This window comes from Micromonospora sp. NPDC001898, from assembly GCF_042891255.1.
Taxonomy (GTDB): Bacteria; Actinomycetota; Actinomycetes; order Mycobacteriales; family Micromonosporaceae; genus Micromonospora.
The window spans coordinates 104,304-128,335 of sequence record NZ_JBIATC010000010.1 but is presented as its reverse complement, the minus strand read 5'-3'; the positions used below and the strand labels follow the sequence as shown (position 1 = coordinate 128,335).

18 protein-coding genes are annotated in these 24,032 nt (G+C 72.5%); 13 read left to right on the top strand and 5 right to left on the bottom strand.

What is annotated here, in order from left to right:
* Nucleotides 1–178 precede the first annotated feature (178 nt).
* Nucleotides 179–2,302, bottom strand: coding sequence for a cellulose binding domain-containing protein (locus ACFYZF_RS21295; protein WP_387023304.1), 2,124 nt, complete (start codon nt 2,300–2,302; stop codon nt 179–181).
* Between the two features lie 448 nt (nt 2,303–2,750).
* Here ACFYZF_RS21295 and ACFYZF_RS21290 point away from each other — a divergent pair, with 448 nt between their 5' ends.
* The 5 genes from ACFYZF_RS21290 (at nt 2,751) to ACFYZF_RS21270 (ending at nt 10,082) form a co-directional block, all read left to right on the top strand.
* Nucleotides 2,751–4,742 (top strand): putative bifunctional diguanylate cyclase/phosphodiesterase, encoded by a 1,992-nt coding sequence (locus ACFYZF_RS21290; protein ID WP_387023302.1) that lies wholly within the window; start codon nt 2,751–2,753, stop codon nt 4,740–4,742.
* Nucleotides 4,743–4,901: 159 nt separating this feature from the next.
* Nucleotides 4,902–5,978, top strand: a complete 1,077-nt coding sequence (locus tag ACFYZF_RS21285; protein ID WP_387023300.1) for an NYN domain-containing protein — start codon at nt 4,902–4,904, stop codon at nt 5,976–5,978.
* Nucleotides 5,979–6,130: 152 nt separating this feature from the next.
* Nucleotides 6,131–7,894, top strand: a complete 1,764-nt coding sequence (locus ACFYZF_RS21280; RefSeq protein ID WP_387023410.1) for an ABC transporter ATP-binding protein — start codon at nt 6,131–6,133, stop codon at nt 7,892–7,894.
* Complete coding sequence (locus ACFYZF_RS21275) at nt 7,891–9,621, top strand: ABC transporter ATP-binding protein (protein ID WP_387023298.1); 1,731 nt, start codon at nt 7,891–7,893, stop codon at nt 9,619–9,621. Before ACFYZF_RS21280 ends, ACFYZF_RS21275 begins: the two co-directional genes overlap by 4 nt.
* Nucleotides 9,622–9,881: 260 nt before the next feature.
* A complete protein-coding gene (locus tag ACFYZF_RS21270) occupies nt 9,882–10,082 on the top strand; it encodes a Scr1 family TA system antitoxin-like transcriptional regulator (RefSeq protein ID WP_387023296.1) in 201 nt (66 codons plus the stop codon).
* 91 nt (nt 10,083–10,173) lie between these two features.
* Here the strand turns inward: ACFYZF_RS21270 and ACFYZF_RS21265 are convergent, their stop codons facing one another.
* Complete coding sequence (locus ACFYZF_RS21265; protein WP_387023294.1) at nt 10,174–10,818, bottom strand: dihydrofolate reductase family protein; 645 nt, start codon at nt 10,816–10,818, stop codon at nt 10,174–10,176.
* Between the two features lie 50 nt (nt 10,819–10,868).
* Between ACFYZF_RS21265 and ACFYZF_RS21260 the strand changes: the two genes are divergently transcribed.
* On the top strand, nt 10,869–11,012 hold the full coding sequence (locus ACFYZF_RS21260; RefSeq protein WP_387023292.1) for a hypothetical protein: 144 nt from the start codon (nt 10,869–10,871) through the stop codon (nt 11,010–11,012).
* A 386-nt stretch (nt 11,013–11,398) separates the two neighbouring features.
* On the opposite strand, the gene ACFYZF_RS21255 is transcribed toward ACFYZF_RS21260, so the two are convergent.
* Nucleotides 11,399–11,524: a hypothetical protein gene (locus tag ACFYZF_RS21255; RefSeq protein ID WP_387023290.1), complete on the bottom strand. Its 126-nt coding sequence runs from the start codon at nt 11,522–11,524 to the stop codon at nt 11,399–11,401.
* 647 nt (nt 11,525–12,171) lie between these two features.
* Here ACFYZF_RS21255 and ACFYZF_RS21250 point away from each other — a divergent pair.
* The 7 genes from ACFYZF_RS21250 to ACFYZF_RS21220 all read left to right on the top strand — a co-directional run bounded on the left by ACFYZF_RS21250 (nt 12,172) and on the right by ACFYZF_RS21220 (nt 20,391).
* On the top strand, nt 12,172–12,603 hold the full coding sequence (locus tag ACFYZF_RS21250; protein ID WP_387023288.1) for a hypothetical protein: 432 nt from the start codon (nt 12,172–12,174) through the stop codon (nt 12,601–12,603).
* A gap of 247 nt (nt 12,604–12,850) precedes the next feature.
* Complete coding sequence (locus ACFYZF_RS21245; protein ID WP_387023286.1) at nt 12,851–15,388, top strand: DUF262 domain-containing protein; 2,538 nt, start codon at nt 12,851–12,853, stop codon at nt 15,386–15,388.
* Between the two features lie 385 nt (nt 15,389–15,773).
* Nucleotides 15,774–16,061, top strand: coding sequence for a 3'-5' exonuclease (locus ACFYZF_RS21240; RefSeq protein WP_387023284.1), 288 nt, complete (start codon nt 15,774–15,776; stop codon nt 16,059–16,061).
* Nucleotides 16,062–16,213: 152 nt separating this feature from the next.
* Nucleotides 16,214–16,573: a hypothetical protein gene (locus tag ACFYZF_RS21235; RefSeq protein WP_387023282.1), complete on the top strand. Its 360-nt coding sequence runs from the start codon at nt 16,214–16,216 to the stop codon at nt 16,571–16,573.
* Nucleotides 16,560–17,636, top strand: coding sequence for a hypothetical protein (locus ACFYZF_RS21230; RefSeq protein WP_387023280.1), 1,077 nt, complete (start codon nt 16,560–16,562; stop codon nt 17,634–17,636). The genes ACFYZF_RS21235 and ACFYZF_RS21230 overlap by 14 nt, the downstream gene beginning before the upstream one ends.
* 293 nt (nt 17,637–17,929) lie before the next feature.
* Nucleotides 17,930–19,567, top strand: a complete 1,638-nt coding sequence (gene abc-f, locus ACFYZF_RS21225) for a ribosomal protection-like ABC-F family protein (RefSeq protein ID WP_387023279.1) — start codon at nt 17,930–17,932, stop codon at nt 19,565–19,567.
* A 104-nt stretch (nt 19,568–19,671) separates the two neighbouring features.
* Nucleotides 19,672–20,391, top strand: a complete 720-nt coding sequence (locus ACFYZF_RS21220; protein ID WP_387023277.1) for a YoaK family protein — start codon at nt 19,672–19,674, stop codon at nt 20,389–20,391.
* 138 nt (nt 20,392–20,529) lie between these two features.
* Here the strand turns inward: ACFYZF_RS21220 and ACFYZF_RS21215 are convergent, their stop codons facing one another.
* Complete coding sequence (locus ACFYZF_RS21215; protein WP_387023275.1) at nt 20,530–22,677, bottom strand: alpha-N-acetylglucosaminidase TIM-barrel domain-containing protein; 2,148 nt, start codon at nt 22,675–22,677, stop codon at nt 20,530–20,532.
* A 2-nt stretch (nt 22,678–22,679) separates the two neighbouring features.
* A complete protein-coding gene (locus ACFYZF_RS21210) occupies nt 22,680–23,981 on the bottom strand; it encodes a Gfo/Idh/MocA family protein (protein ID WP_387023273.1) in 1,302 nt (433 codons plus the stop codon).
* Nucleotides 23,982–24,032: the final 51 nt, after the last annotated feature.

Here is a 24,032-nt window from a genome sequence, read left to right as displayed (position 1 = left end):
CCAGGGGCCATGCCGCTCCAAGATCTCCCATGCGTCAGTCATGATCCGGCCTGGCGCCGGATATGGCGCTCCTGGTGGTGGTGTACGGGGTGAGGGCCCGGGGCCCTGGGGCCGTACCCGCCCGGGTGAGACCGTCGGCCCGGGACCGGCGGGTGCCGGCCCCGGGCCGAGGGCGGGGTCAGAGCACGGCGCAGACGACGCCGTTGAGGGTGAACGCGGTCGGCAGGACGTTCGGGCCGCCGTACGAGCCGACGAAGCCGGCGCTCGTGCTGCCCCCGCCGCCGGCGATCTGCCGGTTGTCGGCGGTGTTGGTGACCCGGACGGTCCGGCCCACCTGCTCCCAGTTCGCGCTCCAGCCGCTGTTCACCTGCTGCCAGGTGGTGGGCCAGGTCCAGGTGAGCGTCCAGCCGTTGATCGGGGCGGCCCCGTTGTTGACGATGTCGACGGCGCCGACGTAGCCGTTGCCCCAGTTCGAGGTGTCGGTCAGGCGGACACCGCACGAACTGGTGGCGGGGCTGCCGGTGGTGAAGGTGAGCGGCGGTGAGGACCAGGAGACCCGGCCGGCGGTGTCCCGGGTCAGCACGTTGACCGTGTACCTGCCGCCGGGGACGAGGTTGCCGACCGTGAGTGAGGTGGCCGAGGTCTCGCCGAGCTGCTCGCTGACCGCCCCGTTCTGCCGGTACACCTCGTACTTGGCGATCGGGCTGCGGCCCGGGGTGGCCGCGGGCCAGGAGATGGTCGCGCCCCGGTCGGTGACGGCGGTGGCGGTGGGCTGGCCCGGCGCGCCGGGCTGCCCGGTGACCGCGTCGGCCGGGCGCAGCACGAGCGTGGTCAGCGAGTACGGCGGCAGGACCCGGCTGGTCGCGCTGCCCGACTGGCCGGTGGCGATGGCGGTGGCGCCGTTGGTGTGGGTGTGCACCGTCGGCGCGGCGCCCGACGGGGTGAACCCGGCGTAGTCGATGGTGACGGGGTGCTCGTTGTCGGGGTCCTTGTTGACCAGCAGCACCGCGAGATCCCCGTTGGCCCGGCGCGCGGCGTGCGCCGTGACCAGGGGCTGGTCGGTTCCGGCGCGCACGAGCTGGTCGCCGGCCCGGACGAAGAGGTTCATCATGGACAGCCCGTGGTACGGCGCGAACGGCGTGTTCAGCGGCGGCTCGCAGAGCGTCCCGTCGGCGGTGCAGCTCCCACTGGAGAGGATGCCGAAGTCGCCGTAGTCGGTGTGCCCCGCCACCTGCGAGACCGTGCCGATGCCGTTGTGCACGTTCCACCACTGCACCGTGAAGACGCCGTTCTCCAGCAGGTCGCTGTAGGCGTCGGCGAGGAACAGGGCCCCCGGCTGGGTGGTCCGGCCCGTGTCGACGTTCAGCTCGGTGAAGCTGATGCCGATGCGTCCCGGGTTCGGCCCGGCGTACCGGGCGATCTGCTGCCGCAGCAGGTGGGCCGCGTCGTCGATGTGGGCGGTGCGCGCCAGCGACTCGGCGGCGCTGCCACCCGGGTACCAGTGCACGTCCACGAAGTCGATCTTCGGACCGGCGATCGAGAGCACGGTGGAGTTCCACGGCCCCGGGTCGCTGCCGGCGGTGATGCCGTCCGGCCAGTTCCCCGGCATGGTCAGCACCGCGCCGACCTTGATGGTCGGGTCGACCGCCTTCATCGCGTCGGCGTAGTCGACGACCAGGCGGGCGTACTGGCTGGCGCTCTTGTCGGGGTGGTCGTCGGCCTCCCAGGCCGCGCCGTAGTGGCCGTTGCCGTAGTTCTCGTTGCCGACCGTCCAGAACTTCGCGCCGTAGCCCTTGGTGACGTTGGCGTACCGCACCCAGTCGGCGGCCTCGGCCGGCGTGCCGGTGCCGTAGTTCGCGATGATCATCGGCTGGGCGCCGACCCGCCGGGCCCCGGCCATGAAGGTGTCGAAGTCGGTGTTCGGGGCGACGTACCCGCCGGGGGCGGTGTGGTTCTTCCAGTGGTAGATGTCGGCGTACGAGCCGCCCGGGTACCGCAGCATCTTCACGCCGGCGGCGCGCAGCAGGTCCGACGTCTCGTCGGTACCCAGGTTCTGGTCCCAGATGGCGTGGTTGACGCCCAGCGCGGTGTCCGGCACGGTCGCCAGTCCCGCCCGCGCGTTGACGGTGACGGCGACCGGGGCGGTGGTCGCCGCGCTGACGCTCGGCGGGCTGACCGTGGCCGACGCCGCCGCGACGAGCAGCAGGCTCGCGGCGAGGGACGGCCAGCGGCGGCGGGCGGACCGGGCCGGGCGCGACGGCGAGGGCTGCGCGGGGCACCCGGGGCTGATCGGGTTCTGCATGGTGGAGTTCCTTCGTGGGTACGACGGAGACTCGCCCGGGCCGGTGACGGGTGGCTCGCACCTGCGGGTGCGCCGGGGCGGCGGCGGGCGGACTCGTGGACGGACTGCCCGGTGGTCATCGCAGTTTGCCGCCGTCCCCCGCAGGCCGTGCTGGCCCCCGGTTGCCCTTCGGACGACTGTCAGCCCCGCGCGGCGACTAATCGACGCATCAGAATCTCACGGCGGCTGCGGATAGCTCAAGGCCGCCCGGGACCCGGCCGGGTCAGGTGTACGACCGGGCGGCGATGGTGGGCCCGGCCCGCGTGCGGCGTCGCGTACCCACCGGTCTCCTGCGAGCGCGGCGAGCACCGCGCTCACGCCCGTGGGTAGACTCCGCGTCGCGGTCGGATCACCGTGTGCTGGTGCCATCCGAAGGTCGTGACGGGGCAGGGGACGGGGTGACCACCAGGTGAGGACTCTGCCCGCAGCCGCCGCCGACGCCGCCTCCACCGCCCTGATGGTTCTCGGCCCCGACGGTCGGTGCCTGTGGTCGAACGAGGCCGCGCGGCGGTTGGGCGTCCGGCCGGAGGACCTGCCGGTGACCCGGGTGGAGCCGGGCGGCCCTGCCGTCGAGGCCCCCTTGCCCGACGCCGCCGGCCCCGCCCGCTGGCTCCAGGTGCGCTGCCAGGGCATACACCACGAAGGACAGTGCCTGCGCCTGTACGAGGTGCGCGATGTCACCGCCGAGCGCCGGGAGCGCGAACAGGGGCGTGACCACCGCTGGCGCCTGGCCCACATCGAGCAGCTCGCCAAGGTGGGCAGCTGGGAGTGGGACGTGCCGAGCGGTGGGATCGTCTGGTCTGACGTCCTGCTGCAGATGGTCGGCTTCCCGCCGGGCACCGCGCTGGACTACCCGTCGTACCGGAAGCTGCTGCACCCCGATGACATAGCCATGGTCGAGCGGACCCTACAGACCGCGCTGCGCACCGGGGCGCCCTTCTCGTTCACCCACCGGATGTACCTCGCGGACCGCGAGACGTTGCGCGTCTTCGAGTGCTACGGCGAGGTCTTCTCCGACCGGGACGGCGCTCCGGTGCGCGTCCTGGGCACCGCCCACGACATCACCGAGAGGCGCCGGGCCCAGGACGAGCTGACCCGGCTGGCCGAGCACGACCCGCTGACCGACCTGCCGAACCGCCGCGCACTGCTCGCCCGCCTCGACGACCTGCTGGTCCCGGGCGGCGACCCGTCCGGCGCGCTGCTGCTGATCGACATCGACAACTTCAAGGACATCAACGACGTGCACGGGCACGGCGTCGGCGACGACGTGCTGCGGGTGCTGGCCCGGCTGCTCGCCCACCAGCTGCCGCCCGGCACGGTGCTGGGCCGGTTGGGTGGCGACGAGTTCGCGGTCGTGCTGCCCGACGCCTCGGCCGGCGACGCCCTCGCCGTCGCCGAGGGCCTGTGCAACGCAGCCGTGGGCACCCCGGTGCCGCTGACCGACGCCGGGCTGCGGGTCACCCTGAGCATCGGGGCCGCCTCGCTGCGGCCCGGCGACAGCCGGGACGTGGCGCTCGCCCACGCCGACCTCGCCCTGTACGAGGCGAAGAACGCCGGCCGCAACCGGGCCCGGCTGTACCTCCCGGAGCAGTACCGGCACGCGGTGCAGCGGGTCAACGTGGTGACCCGGGTCCGCACCGCCCTCGACGAGCGCCGGATGCAACTCGACGCCCAGCCGATCGTCGACCTGCTGACCGGCGAGGTGGTCAGCCACGAGTTGCTCATCCGGCTGCGCGACGGCCGGCAGCCGCCGCTGCCCCCGGCCGACTTCCTGCCCACGGTGGAACGCGACGACCTGATCGGCGAGCTCGACCGGTGGGTGGTGGCCACCGCCACGTCGGCGCTGGCCGATCGGTGGGCCGTGGCGGCCGGGATGTGCTTCGACGTCAACATCTCCGCCCGCTCGATGGAGTCGCCGGGTTTCGGCGACTGGGTGGTGGGGCGGCTGCGCGCGGCCGGCGTCGAGGCTGGCCGACTGGGCCTGGAGGTGACCGAGACGGCGGCGATCACCAACGTGGCAGCGGTCCGCAACCTGGCCCGTACGCTGCGCAACGCCGGCTGCCGGTTGAGCCTGGACGACTTCGGCGCCGGGTTCGGGTCCTTCACCTACCTCAAGCACCTGCCGTTCAGTACCGTGAAGATCGCCGGTGACTTCGTTCGCCAGGCCGACCGGGGCGGGGCCGACCCGGTCCTCATCGACGCGGTCGTCCGCGCCGCGCACGGGCTGGGCATGCACACGGTCGCCGAGTCGGTCGACCGGGAACCGCTGGTGCCCGCGCTGCGCCGGCTGGGCGTCGACGCCGGCCAGGGCTTCCATCTGGGACGCCCGGTCCCGCTGGACATCCTGCTCGGCTCGGTCTGCGACGAGGGACAGGTCCGCGCCCGACATCCTGACGACTGACCCGACGCCCCCTCTGGAGACCAGGTCACCAACCGCGCCCCGCCGGGACCTGACCGGGGCAGTCGGCGAGGGTGGCGGGACGGCGGCGGGCCCCGCACGCGATGGCGGTTCACGGCGCGTACCCGCTGGTGGGCCGGGTGGCCGGCGTAGGCTGGACTCGTGGATCAAGAAGACCGGATCGCCCTTTTCCTCGACTACGAGAACCTTGCCCTGGGGGCCCGCGAACACCTCGGCGGCATGGCGTTCGACCTGCGTCCCATCGCCGACGCCCTCGCCGAGCGCGGTCGGGTGGTGGTGCGGCGGGCGTACGCCGACTGGTCGTACTTCGACGAGGACCGTCGGATGCTCACCCGGTCGCACGTCGAGCTCATCGAGATGCCCCAGCGGATGGGCGCCTCCCGCAAGAACGCCGCCGACATCAAGATGGCCGTCGACGCCGTCGAGCTGGCCTTCGAGCGCGCGTACGTCTCGACGTTCGTGATCTGCACCGGTGACAGCGACTTCACCCCGCTGGTGCACAAGCTGCGCGAGCTGAACAAGCGCGTCATCGGCGTGGGCGTGGAGAAGTCCACCTCGGCGTTGCTGCCGCCCGCGTGCGACGAGTTCCTCTACTACGACCGCCTTGAGGGCGTCGACGTCCCGCCGGCCCGGGCCAAGCGCAACCGCCCGGCGCGGCTGCCCAGCCCGGAGCCGCAGCCGGTGGAGCAGGAGCCCGAGCCCCAGCCGGTGGTCGAGGAGCCCGTGCGCGACGTCGACACCCTCTCCGTCCTGGTGGCCCAGACGGTCGCCGGCCTCCAGGGCAGCTCCGGCGGCGAGGTGACCGCCTCGACGCTGAAGCGCACCCTGCTGCGCAAGGACCCGACCTTCAGCGAGTCCGACTACGGGTTCCGCACCTTCGGCGAGCTGCTGCGGCACCTCGCCGCGCACACGGTGATCGAGCTGGCGGAGGGCCCGGCCAAGGGAGACCCGGAGGTGTCCCTGCCCGAGCACGGCGACCGGGAGGTGGCGTTCGCGCTGGTGCGTTCCGTGGTGCAGGACCTGGCCGGCGACGACGGCGAGGTGGCCCTGTCCGGGCTGAAGAACCAGCTCCGCCGGGTCCGGCCCGACTTCAGCGAGAAGAAGCTCGGCTACCGCAGCTTCCTCCAGTTCTGCAAGGCTGCCGCCACCAGCGGCGCGGTCCATCTGGAGTGGAGTTCAGAGGCGGACGACTATCTTCTCACCACACCGACCACCTGACCGCGCCGCGCCGAAAAGGGCCTGCACGTAGCGGAGTCGGTCGGTAGCGTGGGCGGGTGCCGCCGCAGATTCCCCACCCCGATCCCGGTGTACCGGACACGAGGGGGCCGCTGAGGTACATGTGGTGGCTGGTCCGCTGCCAGCCCTGGCGGGTGCTGCGCGGCAGCCTGTTCGGCACGGCCTGGATGGTCGGGCTGTCGATCCGGCCGTACCTGATCTCCCGCGCTGTCGACGACGGGCTGCGCGCCGGCGACGATGCCGCCCTGCTGCTCTGGGTCGCGGCGATCGTCCTCGCGGGCGTGGGCCTGGCGTGGCTCGGCATCATGCGGCACCGCACGATGACCTTCGTCCGGGAGGACGCGACGGCCCGCTCGGCGGCGGTCCTGCTGCGCCAGCTCGCCCGGATCGGCGCGGTGCTGCCGCGCCGGCTCGCCGCGGGGGAGGTCGCCACCGTCGGCGGCTCCGACATCAGCCACACCTCGCAGGTGCTGACGCTGACCGGGCCGGGGGTGGGCGCGATCGTCGCGTACGCGGTCATCGCCGTCGTGCTGTGGTCGGTGTCCCCGCTGCTCGCGGTGTGCGTGCTGCTGGGCGTGCCGGCGATCGCGCTCGTCGTCGGGCCGCTGCTGCGCCGCCTCGAACGGGCCGAGTCGGTCTACCGGCAGCAGCAGGGCGAGCTCACCACCCAGGCCGGCGACATCGTGGCCGGGCTTCGGGTCCTCGCCGGGGTCGGCGGCCGGGGCCTGTTCGCCCGCCGGTACGCCACCCGGTCCCGGCGCCTGCTGGCCGAGGGCTACCGGGTCGGGGCCGTCAACAGCTGGATCGACGCGCTGGCGGTCGCCATCCCGGGGCTGTTCCTCGCGGCCGTGGTGTGGCTCGCCGCCCGGATGGCGGTGACCGGCGACATCACCATCGGGCAGCTGGTCGCCGTCTACGGCTACGTGGCGACCCTCATCGTGCCGATCTGGTTCCTGCTGGAGGGCGGCTATGAGCTGATTCGGGGCCGGGTCGCCGCCGGCCGGATCGTCGCCCTGCTCACCCTGGTCCCCGACGACGCCGGCGGCCCGCGCCAGTTCGCCGCGCCGCGCCAGCCGTGCCAGCCGGCCGCCCCGGGCCGGCCCGGCGACCTGCACGACCCGGCCACCGGGCTCACCGCCCCGGCCGGCCGGCTGATCGGCATCGCCGCCGCCGAACCCGGCGAGGCCGACGCGCTCGCCGACCGGCTCGGCCGGTACGTCCCCGGCGACGTCACCTGGGGTGGCGTGCCGCTGGCCGCCATCCCGCTCGACGACGTGCGGGCCCGGATCCTGGTCGCCGACCACGACTCCTACCTCTTCGCCGGCACGCTCCGCGACGTCCTGCGGGCGGGGCGGGCCGGGGACCAGGCCGGCAGGGTCGGCGACCGGGCCCGGCGGGTCGGTGGCGACGGCCGGGGCGACGAACACCCGGCGGATGCCGGCGACGACGCGCGGCTGACGGCGGGACTGCGGGCAGCGTCGGCCGAAGAGGTCGTCGACGCGCTGCCGGAGGGCCTGGACACCCCGCTCGGTACCCGCGCCCGCACGCTCTCCGGCGGCCAGCGGCAACGGGTCCGGCTGGCCCGGGCGCTGCTCGCCGAGCCGGAGGTGCTGATCCTGATCGACCCGACGTCCGCCGTGGACGCGCACACCGAGGCGCAAATCGCCGAGCGACTGCGGGCCGCGCGGGCCGGCCGGACCACGATCCTGCTCACCACCTCGCCGCTGCTGCTCGGCCACGCCGACACCGTCGCCCACCTGCGCGCCGGCCGGATCGTCGCCACCGGCACCCACGCCGAGCTGCTCGACCGCGACCGTGGCTACCGGGCGCTGGTGGCCCGGGACGGCGACGCCGCCGACCTCGACCCGTCCACCGGAGTCGAGGGAGCGCTGCGGTGAGCGGGCTGCCGGTGGCGGACCGGGCCGCCGTACGCCGGGCCTCGGTGGACCTCGTCGGCCGGGACCGACGGGCGGTCGCCGTCGTGCTGGCGCTGCACGTCGCCGCCACGGTCGCCGGGCTCGCAGCGCCGTGGCTGCTCGGCCGCATCGTGGACCAGGTCGGCGCGGGCACCGGCGTCGCCACCGTGGACCGGCTGGCGCTGGCGATCGTCGGCTGCGTGCTGGCGCAGGCGCTGATCTCCCGGTACGCCCAGTACGCCGGCCACCGGTTCGGGGAGCGGGCCGTCGCGCGGCTGCGCGAGGAGTTCGTCCGGCGGACCCTCGCCCTGCCCGTCTCCGTCGTCGAGCGGGTCGGCTCCGGCGACCTGGCGACCCGCAGCTCAGTCGACGTGTCGACCGTCGGGACCACCGTCCGCGACGTCGTGCCCACCATGCTCATCGCGTCGGCGCAGCTGGCGCTGTTGTTCGGGGCGGTCTTCCTGCTGCACCCGCTGCTCGGCCTGGTCGCCCTGGCCGGGTTGCCCTCGATCTGGGCGGTGACCCGCTGGTACCTGCGCCGGGCCAGCCCCGCCTACCTCGCCGAGGGGGCTGCCACCGCCGAGCTGACCGAGACGCTGACCACCACCGCCGAGGGCGCCCGCACCGTCGAGGCGCTGCGGCTGGCCGACCAGCGGATCGGGCACGGCACCGACCGCATCACCCGACTGTGGTCCACCCGGCGGGCGACCCTCGCGCTGCGGACGGTGTTCTTCACGGTGGTGGAGGCCAGCTATCCGTTGCCGGTCGCCGCGGTGCTGCTCGCCGGCGGTTACCTGCTGTCCCGGGGAGCGGTATCACTGGGGGAGGTGGTCGCCGCCGCGCTCTACCTGCAACAGGCCATCGACCCGCTGGACCGGATCCTGCTGTGGACCGAGCAGGCGCAGCGCGGCATCGCGTCGTACGCCCGGGTGCTCGGCGTCGGCGAGGTGCCGCCGGAACCGCCCGGCACGGTCACCGCGCCGCCGGGGCAGCGGCTCGTCGCGCGCGGCGTGCGCTTCTCGTACGCCGACGGCCGCGACGTCCTGCACGGCATCGACCTGGAGGTACGCCCCGGCGAGCGGCTGGCCGTCGTCGGCCCGTCGGGGGCGGGGAAGTCCACCCTGGCCCGGCTGTTCGCCGGCATCGACACCCCCCGCGAGGGCGAGGTGAGCATCGGCGGCTGCCGGGTCACCGACCTGGACCCGGCCGAGCGGCGTCGCCGGATCGCCCTGGTCACCCAGGAACACCACGTCTTCATCGGCTCGGTCCGCGACAACCTCGCGTTCGCCGCGCCCGACGCCTCCGACGAGCGGATGCGCTCCGCGCTGGTCGCCGTGGGCGCCGACTGGTACGCCGACCTGCCCGACGGCCTCGACACCCCGCTCGGCGACGGCGCCCGGCAACTCGGCGCGGCCGAGGCCCAGCAGCTCGCGCTGGCCCGGCTGGTGCTCGCCGACCCGCACACGCTGATCCTCGACGAGGCGACCGCCGCGATGGACCCGACCACCGCCCGGCGTACCGAGCGGGCCCTGGCGGCGGTGCTCGCGGGGCGGACCGTCATCGCGATCGCGCACCGGCTCAACACCGCGCACGACGCGGACCGGGTGGCGGTGCTGGAGGACGGCCGGATCACCGAGTTGGGCAGCCACGACGAGTTGGTACGCGCCGGCGGGGCGTACGCCGTCCTCTGGCGCTCCTGGCACCACTGACCGTCCGCCGCGAGGCCTCGGGCTCGGCGCCGGGCTGCAACTGCAAGATCGGAGTGGGAAGGCGGGTGCGGGGGCGAGATCCGGCCCGGTCCCGCCCGAAAGATCGCCCTCGATCCCGGGAGTAGTGGTTTCCCGCTGCGATGGAGGCCACTACTTCTGTGTTCGAGCGCGATCTTGCCCGCCTCGCGCCCTCCGATTGGGCCTGGGTCTTCCCGGGCCGGGCCTGGGCGGCTTGTAGGCCGGATGGGCGATCCGCTCAGGTGGCGGTGCGCACATGGGCTTCGAGCGCGGCTAGCGGCCGGCGGGCCCTGCTCCGGCGGCGGCTGCCCCGGCCGCCCCGGTTCGAGGCGGTGCTCTCCGAGGCGGCGCTGCTGCGCGTGGTGGGCGGCGCGGCGACGATGGCGAAACAGGTCGGCCATCTGGCGGAGGCGGGCCGGCTGCCGCACGTCTCGATCCGGTGAGCTGACCGGTGGGCGGCACCAGCCCGGTTCGGTCCCATCGGCGGCGCTGGAGCAGACCGGCCGTGGCTGGTGCGATCGCGCGGGTCGGTGGTCACCGTCTCCAGAACAGGAGGTGCGTGACTCCGCTGGGGCTCGGCACCGAATCGAGGTGGAAGCGGTCGAGAAGATCGGTGTGGCTCTCCCACAGCCGCTCGCCCCGACCGAAGTCGAGGGGCGCGACGGCGATGTGCATCGTGTCGACCAGGTCGGCCTCGATGAACTCGCGGATCGTGGCAACCCCACCACCGAGGCGTACGTCCCGACCATCGGCGGCCTCCTTCGCGCGCGCCAGCGCCTCGGCCGGGCTCGCATCGAGGAAGTGAAATGTGGTGTCAGCCAGGGTGAACGACGGGCGTTCGTGATGGGTGAGCACGAAGACCGGCGTGTGGAACGGTGGGTTGTCCCCCCACCATCCCTGCCAGTCGTGGTTCTCCCAGGGGCCGCGCAGGGGGCCGAACTTGTTGCGACCCATGATCTCCGCCCCGATGTTGTGGTCGTAGTCGCGGGCCAGGTAGTCGTCCAGGCCGCGAGTGCCGCCGGGTTCGGTGCGGTACATGAAGCTGGCGGTGGCGGTACGCCAGGAGAACAGGGCCTCGGGGTCGGCGTGGCCGAAGGGCCGCTCCAGGCTTTGCCCCTCCCCGGTGCCGAACCCGTCACGCGACACGGTGAAGCTCTGCACCTTCAACAGTTGCGGCATGTCTCCTCCTAGGGACCTGACGAGCAAATTCCGGTTGCAACTTACAACCGGTGGCAGACACTCTCCGTGAGCTGCTCACGAACTCGATCGAAGGCATCGCGTCGAACATCCTCTCCAACCGCCTGTCGAAGCTCGTGGACGTGGGCCTGCTTAGCCGCCCCGACGACCCGAGCCACCGACAGAAGATCGGCTAGCGGCTCACCGGGACAGCGATCGAACTCGTCCCGCCCATGGCGCATCTCGGCGCCTGGGGCTCCCGATAACTCCCGACGTCACCTGAGCTGTCGATTCGCGCTCAGCTCTTCGCCGACGGGGTCCTGAGATGTGGGAGAGGTTCATGGACGAACTCCGCGCCACGTACCTCGAAGGCCGTCCGTACCCTGCCGACGGCGTCCTCGCCGAACTCACCCTGACCTACGAACGCGCCGCTTCCACAAACTAGAGAAGTACGGCTTGTGGGACGCCCGCCCGCGAAGTTCCGCCGGCGTCCTGTGCGGACCCGCGGACTCGTGGGCGCGCGGGTGTTCCGCGCACTCAGCGCCGACGAAAGGCGGCCGACCTGCTGCCGGTCGACGCGGACTCATAGCGTCTGCTCGACCTCGCGGGTCTCCTTGCCCACCAGGTAGCCGTGTGGGTCCAGACCGAGCGTCTTGCGGCGCTCCGAGGCCCAGTAGGCGGCGGCCGTCTCTGCGTCTGAGTCCGCCATCGACCCTAGCCGAAGCAGCAGCCTGGCCCGCCACGTCAAGACGGCCTCGACGGCTCGTACGGCGGGCTGCCTCTTGCTGATTGCCGGGTCGATGGCAGGCAGGATGGCCGACCGCCACCACCGACGAAGCTGGCTGCTGCAGACGGGTTCCGGTCATCCTCAAGCCGGAGTCCCCCCGGTCCCTTTGCTCTGCTGCCGTCACCGCAACACCGGCACCGCGCATCCGCTTCAGCCGCGGGCCAACACGGGCGGACGACAGGAGGCATCGGCCACCCTCCGTGAGCGTTGCACGGAGGGCAGCAGAGCAAAGGGGGCCGAACAGGCATCACCCGCCGGCCGGCGACGACGGATGCTGCCTTGCCTCCGGCCCCTGCTGCGTGGGCTCACAGGTGGGTGGTGGTGGGTGTGTGTGCAGCGGGAGTCGCTCGGCCCGTAGGGCACGTATCGGTCCGGTGTGTGGCAGCATTCGTCGCCTGGCCCACCATCCGGGCCTGGTCGGTGCGGGTCGCGGCGTCGTCAGCCGAGGTCGTGCTCCGATCCTGGTGCGCTGCGATGTCGAGGTCCGGCGCCGTCGCCGGTAGACCCGGACCGGCAAAGTTGAACCTTGGAGGAGCTGAATGTCTCTCCGCAGTAGCGGAACGGCCTTGGTGAGGGAGGTTGCTGACAGGCTCGCGGCCTCCCTGACCGTGCTGTCGGGGATCGACGTAAACGTTTCCGACGTCTCACCTGTGGACTTGGGGCCGCAGACCCGTGAGGCGGCAATCTTTCTCGGACAGGAGCTCACCCACCCGCACGATGCAATTCCGTGCGCAGCACGCTTCTCGGTCGGCTCTGTCGAACACACCATCCACGTCAACGCTAAAGACGGCTTTTGTGAGGTAGCCCGGGATTTAGCCGCCGGCTTGGCCGACGAGGTCAGCACGGACATCTGGGGACAGCCCTTTCCTCCCTGCCCCGACCACAGTCATCCTCGCCAACTGAATCGACGAGGCGCCGCGCTGGTGTGGCAATGCCCGCGCGACGAGACGCACGCCCCAGTTCTTCTTGTCGACCGCGACAAGGACGGCGGTCGGCGCTGAGCCCAGGGGCCCAGTTCGGCGAGCCGAGGCGGGTGGAGCTGAGCTGCCCACTCGTCAACCGACAAACGGATTGCCGACAGAAGACGCTCGGTTGGCCGATCGGCGACGCTCGCTCGCCGACTGGGTACGGCTGCCCGCGCCGAATGGAGCGTTCCGGCCAGCAGTGCCTGGCATGGGTTGCTTTGCCGACTGGTGATCTGTTTGTCTTGCCGGGCTCAGGGCGGGTGCAAAGTAGACGGGAGCCGGAATGGTCGCGGCGGCGGAAACCACGTTGCAGGGCTTGCTGGAAGGCGCGAAGCAGTACCACGTGCCGCTCTACCAGCGCACCTATTCGTGGAGCAAGCCCCAGCTCGAACGGCTCTGGGACGACGTGCGCAAGCTCGCCGAGGACCGGGTCGACAACCCGACCGCCACGCACTTCATCGGCTCGCTCGTGCTCGCGCCCAGCCCCACGAACGGCCCCGCCGGGGTCGCCGAGTATCTGGTGGTGGACGGCCAACAACGGCTCACCACCCTGTCCATCCTGCTCTGCGCGATCCGCGACCACCGCGCCGAGCACGAGGGCTCCAAACATCGCGTCCGACTCGATCACCAGTACCTGACCAACCCCTTCGAGGAGGAGCGCTGGCTCAAGCTCGTCCCCACCCAGCACGACCGCGACGCATACGTGGCCTGCGTAAAGTCGACTCCGCAGGCAGCAAAGGCTCACCCGATGAACGTGGCGTACCGGTTCTTCGCCGACGCGCTGGCCGCCGACGACCCGGACAACCCGCTGGACATCGAACGCATCGAGAGCGCCGTCATCACCGGCATGGGGCTTGTCGCCGTCACTGCCCAAGCCGGTGACAACGTGTACCGGATCTTCGAGTCGCTGAACAACACCGGGCTGAAGCTGACCCAGGCCGACCTGCTACGCAACTACCTCTTCATGCGGCTGCCCAACCAGGGGCGCACCGTCTACGACGTTCTCTGGCAGCCCCTCCAGAAGCAGTTCGAACCGGCGGAGCTGGAACTGCTCTTCTGGCTCGACCTGGTCCACCGCGACCCGCGCGTCAAGCAGACCGACATCTACTCGAACCAACACACCCGGCTCGAGAAACTCCGGACGGAGGCCGAAATTGAGGCCGAGGTCCGGCGGTTCGCCCGCCTTGGCGCGCTGCTGCGGGTCATCCTCCACCCCGACGAGGAGAAGGACCCGGGCGTACGACTGCGGTTGGAGCGGCTGAGCGCCTGGGGCACCACCACCGTCTACCCGCTGGCCCTGCACCTGCTCGACCGCCGGGAGAACGGCACGGCGACCTCCGAACAGGTCGCCTCGGCGTTGCTGCACGTGGAGGGCTTCTTCGTCCGCCGCCTGCTGATCGGGCGGAGCACCATGAACATCAACCGGATCCTGCTCTCCGTCGTCACCGAGATGAGCAGGAACCTGCCGGTGGACGAGGCGGTCCGGGCGTACCTGTCGACCGGGCGCAAGCACTACGCCACCGACGCCAACGTGCGTGCCGCGGTGCGGTCCATCCCGTTCTACCTGCACGGCCGCGCCCCCCAACGCAGCCTGGTGCTGCGGTGGCTGGAGGAGTCGTACGGCAGCAAGGAACCCGTGTCGCTGGAGAAGGCGACCATCGAGCACGTGCTGCCGCAGACGCTCACCGACGAGTGGCGGCAGATACTCGCCGGCGACGTAGAGCCGGACGAGAACGTCGAGGAGGCTTACGAGTCCCTGGTCCACACCCTGGGGAATCTGACCCTCACCGGCTACAACCCGGAGCTGAGCAACAAGCCCTTCGCGGTGAAGCGCGACGAGCTCAAGAAGAGCGGCATCAGGTTGAGCCAGGAGATCGCGGCGCGGGACCGGTGGGGGCGCCCCGAGATCCACGCCCGCGCCGACGCGCTCGCCGAGCGGGTGATCGCCATCTGGCCCGGCCCCACCGAGCAGGCCGGCAACCAGTCCGAGGTGCCCTGGGACCTGATGAACAAGGCGCTCGCCGAGCTGCCGGCCGGCTCCTGGACGACGTACGGCGACCTGGCTGCCCTCGTCGGCACCGCGCCGGTGCCGGTGGGGATGCGGCTCGCCAACCACCCGACTCCGAACGCGCACCGGGTCTTGCAGGTCGAGGGGACCGTCTCGCCCGGCTTCCGCTGGCTCGAACCCGACCGCACCGACGACCCGCGCGACGTGCTTCGGGCCGAGGGCGTGACGTTCGACCAGCACGGTCGCGCCGACCGGGCGCAGCGCATCGGCACCGAGGAGCTGGCGCAGCTCGCCGGCATCACGCCCGAGGACCTGCCCGAGCGGGTGTCCCGGCCAGCACCGGGCCAGGGCGGCACCTACGCGGAGAGGTTCGTCGAGCAGCTCGCCGCCCGGCAGGGCCCGGCGGTCGCCGCCGCCACGATCGCCACACTGGAGGCGTGGACCGCGACGGGCGGCACGCTCTCCTACGGCACCGCCGGGGAGACCTCCTGCTTCCTCATGGCCCGCCGCAGGGAGCACGAACTCGGGAGCATCTGGCCGGCGGTGATCTACCCGGGCGGAAAGTTCGAGGTGGTGTTCCAGCATCTCAGCGTCCGGACGCCGTTCCACGACCTCGCCCTGCGGGAGGAGCTACGGCAGCGGCTCAACCAGTTGCCGGGCGTGGAGATTGCCGCCGCCAAGCTCACCCTGCGGCCGGGCTTCCCCCTGGCGGTCCTCGCCGACGTCGACGCCCGCGAGGCGCTGCTCGACCACCTGCGCTGGTTCTACGACCAGGTGCAGCTGCCCGGCTCCGACGAGCTGGTCGCGGACTAGGCAGCCCTCCCCGCACCGCAGACCCACCCACCCCGAGAGGCTGCCCGTGCCCCAGCTCGCCCTCGCAAACACCCTCTGGCAGAGCTTCGACGTCCTGGAGAAGCCGGTCAAGGCCGGCGTGCGCAAGGCGGTGGAGACGGCAGCGACACCTTCCCGCTGCTGAACGTGGTGCCGCACGACGGCGCGTACACCTGGGCGGCGAAGCGCCTCTACACGGTGAACACGGCGACGCGGGCGCTGGAGGTCCGCAACGTGGTCGCCGTCGAGCAGCTCACGCCGGCCCTGGAGAAGGTGGCGGCGCAGGCGCCGACCCTGTTGTTCGCGCGGTTTCAACACGACCCCGGACGCTGTGTAGGCCGCGCTGGAGGCGGCCGGCGTACCGGCCGTGCGGGACCAGCCCGGCGCGGACGCCGACGGGGTGCGCCTGGCCACCATGCATGCCATGAAGGGGCTGGAGTTCCGGTGCGTCGCGGTGGTGGGCGCGACGGCGAAGACGGTGCCGTTCGCGAAGGAGGTCACGCCGCCCGAGGTCGACCTGTCGCAGCACGAGAGCGACATGCTCCGGGAGCGCTGCCTGCTCTTCGTCGCCGGCACCCGCGCCCGGGAGGCCCTGTACGTGTCGTGGAGCGGCACGCCCAGCCCGTTCCTGAACCGCGCGCCCGAAGCCCACTGACATACGAGCGGGCCACCCTCAACGAGATGCTCCCGGCCCGGTCCGTCCCGAGAGGACGGTGGTTGTGCCGGCCGGTTACCGTCGGCGACAACGTCGGCACCCGCGCGGAGGGCGGTGCGGGTGGTAGATCTCTCGATCGCTAGGGTTGGGACGTGTCTCTATGGATGGCCGCGATGTGGGGAATGGTCGGCAGCGCCGTCGCGGAGGCACTGAACCTCTACGGCATGATGCGCCCGACCACCGAGTCCGAGGGCCGGTGGCAGTGGCCGTGGCGGGACCGCCGGGACCGGCCGATCGTCGTCTTCGCCGTCCTGCTGCGGGCGGTGGCCGGCACCGGCCTGGCCGCCGCGGCCGGTGCGGGTGGGCTGGCGGAGACCGCGTTCGCCAGCTTCACCTTCGGGGTGGCCGCGCCGCTGGTGATCGCCAAGATGTTCGACCAGATCCGGACGGTGGAGCCGCCGGCCGACCCGCCCGCCGGCGGACCGGGCGGTGAGCACGATGACGGCGCGTGACACCCGGTGGAGTCGCCTGGCCGCCGCGCTGGCGGCCCGGCCGGCCGTCACCGCCACCACCGCCCCGGTGCCCCGGCGCACCAGGTTGGCCGCCGCGCTGGCGGCCCGGCCGGTCACCGCCCCGGGCCGCCCGCAGGTGGCCGGCCCGGCCGGTCAGCACACCGGCGACGGCAAGCTGACGGAACGGGTGAAGAACATCCTGGCCGCCGTCCTCGGCGTCACCGCCGACCAGCTCCGGGTCGACGCCGACGGCGACGTGGGCATCCGCGCCGGCTCCGCCATGATCTTCGTACGTGCCCAGGACGACCCGCCCCTGGTGGACGTCTTCTCGCCGCTGCTCACCGGCGTCGAGCCGACGGAGACGCTGTACCAGCGGCTGTCCGACCTGACCAACGGGCTGGTCGTCGGCCGGGTCTACTGCACCGGAGGCACGGTCTGGGCGTCGATCCCCGTCTTCGGGCAGGACTTCGTCCCCACCCACCTGCTGCTGGCCGTACGCGCCATGATCGCGCTGGCCGACGACCTGGACGACCGGCTGCGCCACGAGTTCGGCGGCAGCCGGTTCTTCGGGTCGGAGGCCACCGGGCTGACCCCCGTGCCCGACCCCACCGGTTACCTGCGCGACCTCGCCGACTCCGGTGCCGCCGGCGCGATGGGCGCGGGCAGCGTCCTGGTCGACCTGCTGGCCGACCGGGGGCACACCGACGAGCTGCGGCTGCGCGCCGACCACGGCGACTGGCACGCCGCGGCCCGCCTGGCGGCTCTCCTGGCCGAGCGCGGGCAGACCGACGAGGCCGAGCGCTACTGGCGGGTCGCAGCCGACCACGGCGACCCGCGGGCGTACGACGAACTGGCCGCCCTGTTGGCCGCCGCCGGTCGCCCGGACGAGGCGATCGACCTGCTCCGCAGGTCCGTCGACCAGGGCAGTCGGCGTTCCCTGCCGCTGCTGGTCACGCTGCTGACCGAGCACGGCCGGCTCGACGAGGGCATCGACCTGCTGCGCCGGTGGGCGGCCCGCGGCGACTCGTCTCCTGGTGAGCATCCGAAGGGTCACGGGGCGTAGCCGAGGGCCCGTCCGGCCGGGAGCCGATCGCCGGCGTCCCGCAGGCCAAGTCTGGTCCGTCGCCCGGCCGTGCCCGTCGGGATGTCGCGGCAGCGACCGCGCGTTATTCTTGCCCGAGTCGCTGGGGAACGGAGTGAACGTGGCAGGTGACGACGACATCTCCGGGTGAGATCCCGGACCGGCCGCCGACAGGCGCGTGATCGCGCTGTCGCCGCGGCCATCTCGTCGTCCCTGTTTCCCGCCGGGCACCCCGCTGTGCGTGCGCCCGGCTCACGCGTTCTGAGGATCTCACGATGTCCAACGGTTCCATCGTCTGCTCCGCCCTGTCCTTCGCCTGGCCGGACGAGACCCCGGTGTTCAGCGACCTCTCCTTCTCCGTGCCCGGTGGCCGCACCGCCCTGGTGGCGGCCAACGGCGCGGGAAAGAGCACGCTGCTGCGGCTGATCGCCGGGGAACTGCGCCCGACCACCGGATCCGTCACGGTGCGGGGCGCGCTCGGCTACCTGCCCCAACACCTGCCCTTCACCGGCGAGCAGAGCGTCGCCCAACTCCTCGGCGTCGACCGGATCATCGCCGCGCTGCACGCCATCGAGACCGGCGACGCGAGTGAGGAGCACTTCACGACAATCGGCAACGACTGGGACGTCGAGGAGCGCACCCGCGCCGAGCTGGACCGGCTCGGCCTCGGCGATCTCACCCTGGACCGGCTGCTGGGCACCCTCAGCGGCGGGCAGGTGGTGTCCCTGGGCCTGGCGGCCCAGCTCCTCAAGCGTCCGGACGTGCTCCTGCTGGACGAGCCGACGAACAATCTCGACAGCGAGGGGCGGGATCGGCTGACCGCGGTGCTGCGCGCGTGGACCGGCTGCCTCCTGGTCGTCAGCCACGACCGGGCGCTGCTGGACGAGGTGGACCGCATCGCCGCCCTGGAGCACGGCGAGATCGAGTGGTACGGCGGCACGTACACCGACTACGAGCAGGCCGCGCGCGGCCGGCGCGAGGCAGCCGAACGCCAGGTGCGCAACGCCGAGCAGGACCTCAAGCGGCAGAAGCGTGACATGCAACAGGCCCGCGAGCGCGCCGCCCGTCGGGCGTCGAACGCGTCCCGCAACCTGCCCAACGCGGGCCTGGCCCGTATCGTCGCCGGCGGGCTGAAGCGTGATGCCCAGGTCTCGGCGGCCCGCTCGAACGAGACCCACGCGGACCGGGTCGGCGACGCCCAGGCCCGCCTGGACCAGGCCAGCCGCCTCGCCCGCCAGGACGACCGGATCGCGATCGAGCTGCCCGGCACCAACGTGCCGGCCGGGCGCACCGTTTTTCAGGGCGAACACCTGCGGGCCGGGTACGACGGCCGCCCGGTCTTCGTCGGCGAGGGCGTCGACCTGACCATCCGGGGCCCGGAACGCATCGCCCTGACCGGCTCCAACGGTGCGGGCAAGTCCACCCTCCTCCGGCTGATCAGCGGCGACCAGCCGCCGGTGTCCGGCACCGCCGTCCGCACCGACGGCCGCGTCGCGTACCTGTCCCAGCGGCTCGACCTGCTCGACCCCGCCCGTACGGTCGCCGAGAACCTCGCCGAGTTCGCGCCCACCCTGCCCGATGCCGACCGGATGAACCTGCTCGCCCGGTTCCTGTTCCGCGGTCCCCGCGTCCACCTGCCGGTGCGGGTGCTCTCCGGTGGCGAGCGCCTGCGGGCGACGCTCGCCTGCATCCTGTTCGCCGAACCCGCGCCCCAGCTACTGCTTCTCGACGAACCCACCAACAACCTGGATCTGGTCAGCGTCGGCCAGTTGGAAAGCGCGCTCGTCGCGTACCAGGGCGCCTTCGTGGTGGTCAGCCACGACGAGCGTTTCCTGACCGAGATCGGGGTGACCCGTTGGCTGAGGCTGGCCGACGGGCACCTGACCGAGACCGGCGCCCCGGAGGCCGGCTGACGGCACCGCCGGCGGCATGGACGGCGGGGTAGCGGGAAGAAGCGCTTCGTGAGTCAGTGACACGCCGGGGAGAGCAGTCGTATGAGTGGCATCCGGGGCCGGGGTTGACGGGACCCGGCGATGGGGACGAATCCGACGGGTCGGTCCTGCCCAGGCAGTTGGTGGTCCGGCTGTTGGTGGTGTTGACCGCCGCGTCCGGCTGCCTTGACGTGTTCTGTCTGACCCGACTCGGTGGCTTCTTCGCAAGCGTGATCACCGGCAACCTGGTGCAGTCCGGCCAGGCGATCGCCACGGCGGACGCCCGGGTGCTGGGGAGTGGGGCGGCGGCGGTGGGCGGCTACGCGCTCGGGGTGGCCGGCGCCACCCTGTACCTGCGGCGGGTCAGGCCGGGGTGGGGGCGCCGGACCGGGACCGTCGCGGTGGCCGAGGCGGTGCTGCTGGTCGGCGTGGCGGGCGGCTGGGTGGGCACCGGAGCGCGTCCCGGGTACGCCGGCGGGCTGGCGCTGCTCCTCGCCGCCGCGGCGGCCAGTGGGATGCAGAGCGTGGTCACCATCAGCTCGGGGGTACGGGGGGCGTCGACGACGTACCTGACCGGCTCGCTGACCACCGTGGTCCGCAGCGTGGTGCTCGATCCGCACCGGTTCGCGGCGGGCGCGGGCGGGGTCAGTCGGCTGCTGGGACTGCTCGGCGGCGCCGTGCTGGGCGCGTGGACGCTGCGGGTGGCACCGCTGTGGGCACCCGTCGTCGCGGCGGCACTGGTGGTCGGCGTGGTGCTGGTAGCCGTGGTGTCGGCGGGCGGCACCGCCCGGAGGATGCGCAGGTGAGGGCCGTCGTGCGGTACGACCGGCCGCGCGGGGGGATGCCAGGCCGCGGACGGAGAGGTCGCGGTGCGGCCGGCGAGCCCGGGGAACATCGCCACCGATCCGGACCCGACGTACGGTCGGGTCCGGATCGGTGGTGGGTCAGTGTCCGAGCCGGTCGAGGATCCGGGTGGCCACGTCGCAGGTGTTTCCCTCCGGGACGGCGGGGTAGTCCCCGATCGCCCCCCGCCAGGACTCCTCGTGCTCGACGATGCGGGCCCGCAGGATGTCGACGTCCGGCTCCATCCCCGCCGCCGCGGCCCGGGCCAGCCAGTCCGCCCACAGCTCCCAACGGGGCAGGTAGTAGTCCCGGACGAGGCCGGCCCAGTGCCGTCCGGAGTAGTCGTGCAGTCCACTCGACTGGTGTCCCCAGACGGAGATGAGACTGCGGGCGTCCCGCTCCATGACATCGGCCTCGGCCGGCGACCCGCCCCACGCGCGGGCGTCGGCGATCCACTGGCCGACCCGCGACTCGGCGCGCGTGCCGGCGAGCTCGTCCAGGTCGAGCAGTTCCGTCCGAAACCGGGCGAAGTGGTTGAGGACGCCGGTTCCGTCGCGCTCGGCGAAGGCCGTCATGATGCCGCGGATATGGACCCGGCACCCTTGCGCCAGCACGTGGCCGACCAGATCGACGACGTCCCGTTCGACCTGACCCCGAACCCCCGCTTCGGTCGCCCGGCCGAGGAGTAACCGCGCGGCCTCGGCGATCCGCGGCAGGCCACCGAGCACCATCGGGTCGTTCTCGGCGTCGATGTTCGCCGACTGCCGCTGCGGCTCCTCGTTCTGCGGGACGAACTCGCCGGCGAGGCGCTGGGCGGCGAACGGCGTTTCGGCCGACCACGGCCGGGCGATGACCGGAGACGGGATGGATCGGGTACGTCCAGGCCCGTAGAGGGTCTCGGCCAGGATCTGCCAGGCCTGAGCGAAGTCGGCGTGCCCGGCCGCGTAGCGCTGCCGTGCGAACGAGCGCAGCCAGTCGTCGAGCTGCGGAACGTCCCAGGCGAGGTCGGTGGCCAGCTCGTAGAAGACCGTGTTGTTCTCGATCGCCTCCGGCGCGAGCCCGATGCCCGCAAGCCGGGGCGGCCGCGCACGCCTCAGCTCGTCGACGTCGCGCCGCAGACCGCTCAGGTCGCCGAAGAGAGCGAAGCGACCGCCGAAGTTGTGGATCGCGCACCAGACCCAGCGCCGCTCGAACATGTCGTCGCGGCGCCACATGGGGGCGTGCTCGCCCCACAGGTCGAGCAGGATGAGCCGCTCCTGCGGGACGCCGGAGAGGAACGCGCGCACGCGCTCCGGCCGCCAGAAGTCGCGCTGGTAGTGGAACGGCCAGCCCTGGAGTACCCAGGTCGCCTCCGGGTCGCCGTCCGCCATCGCCCGGTAGACCGCCCGGCCGACCGACGCCAGGTAGTCGGGCTCGGCCGACGGCGGCACCGACTCGATGAACGGGTCGACGGCGTAGTGGTGGTCGGTGCCGAAAAGTTCCCGCTGGATGCTCATGAACTCCGCGGTCAACGACGCGAACCGCTCGCTGTCGGGACCGAGGATCGGGGTGAGCCAGCCCTGCCACTCGATCTCGCCGGCCGACGGGTCGGCGAGCTCCGGAGGCACGTGCCCCCCGAACATCGGCAGGACCGGCGTCATGCCCAGCGAGCGTTGCCGCTCCAGGATCCGCTGCGCCAGCTCGACGTGGCGACTGATCCAGTCCGACGGCAGCGGCCCGCCGAACGAGTTGGTGTTGCCCATCCACGTCCACGGGAAGTGCGCCGCGCTGCCGATCCACTCGTCGATCCGGGCCGCGTCGAGCCCGGCGCGCCGGAACATCTCCGCCAGCACCGCCTCGTGGCCGACCTGCATGAGCGGGTGGGTGACGCCGTGCAGCGCCATCCAGTCGATCTCCTGCTCCCAGCGGTCCCAGTCCCAGTACGCCGCCGAGTAGCCGTAGGTCACGGCGTTGAGGTAGTAGCGGACCGGGAACGGGCTGGTCAGTCGGGTCGCGGGTGCCTCCGGCCACGGCTGCGGCCGGGGGTCGAGCCGTGGCTGCTCCCAGGTCACCTGGCGGCCGGCGTGCGCCTTGAGGTACTGCGAGAACGCGGACGCCGCCGCGACGGCGTCCGACCCGCGCAGGGTGAGGACGCCGTCGCGGCACTCGTACCCGGCGACGGCGGCGTCCGTACCGGCGGGAATGCTCTCCACCCGTACGTCGTCGGCGGTGCCGGCGACGCGAGCCACGAGAGCGCGAACCTCGTCCACCGTCACAGCTCCTCGAGGGTGTGGTTCAGCCGCGACCGCTCGGCGGCGAAGGCGACGAAGTGGCTCTCCACGCTCTCCTCCAACGAACTCGGCGCCGCCTCGACATCCTCGCCGGCCAGCGCGCGCCGCACGCGCTCGGTGAAGTCCTTCATCAGCCCGGCGTCTCCGCCCCCGTGTCCGGTGAAGGCCTCGGTGACATCGTTGACGCCCCCTTGGTCACCGGCGTCGACCTGGAACGTCTCGTCGGCCCGGTGGTCCTCCAGACTGGGTGGCGTCTCGACGAAGGGCGTCAGGTTGATCCGGCCCGTGCGCATGTCCGCGGTGATCTGTCCATGGCTGCCCATCAACGTGATCGTCCGGGTGTTCCACGCGGTGAACGCCGAGACCACCAGCGACGCCGTGACGCCGTTGCCGAACCGCAGCGCCGCCGTCTGGTGGTCGACGACGTCGTTGTCCATCCGGTAGACGCACCGCCCGTAGTCGGTCACCCGCAGGGCGTGCCGGCGGCCGGCCACGCTCGTGTCGTTCGTGACGACCGTGACGGGCGGCCCGTTGACGGCGGCGAGTTGGTCGACGTACAGGCGTTCGGCGTTGTAGGGGCAGGTGTCGGCGACCGCGCAGCCGTCGACGCAGCGCTCGGTCGACCCCTTCGGCGCGTGCTCGACCCGGAAGTGGCGGCGTTCGCCGAATGAGGCGACCGCCGTGCACGGCGACCCGACCAGCCACCGGAGGATGTCGATGTCGTGGCACGCCTTCGCCAGCAGCATCGGGTTCGACTGGTCGGCCCGGTGCCAGTTGCCGCGTACGTAGCTGTGCGCGAAGTGCCAGTACGCGATGTTCTCGATGTGCGAGATGCCCTGCAGTGCACCGATCCGGCCCTCGTCGAGCAGGCGGCGCAGGGTGCGGAAGAACGGGGTGTAGCGCAGCACGTGGGCGACGGTCACCGTGCCGGGGCTGTCGCGGGCCGCAGCCGTCAGCCTGTGCAACTCCTCGGCCGTCGGCGCGATGGGCTTCTCGAGCAGGACGTGGTGGCCCAGTTCGAGAGCGCGGAGGGTGGGATCGACGTGATCACGGTCCGGTGTCGCGACGATGACGGCGTCCCACGGCCCACGCGCCGAGAGGGCCTGCGGCCAGTCGGTGAACCGTTGGGCAGCCGGGATGGCGTGCGCGTCACCCAGCCGGTCGCGGCGCTCCGCGTCGGGTTCGGCGACCGCGACGACCCGAGCGGCCTCGGGGTGCTCCAGGCACCACGTGGCGTACGCGTGGGCGCCGCGTCCTCCCGCGCCGAGCACGAGCAGTCGCACTGGACCCGATCCCGGTGTCACAGGGCCTGTCACGTCGATCATCCTTTCGGT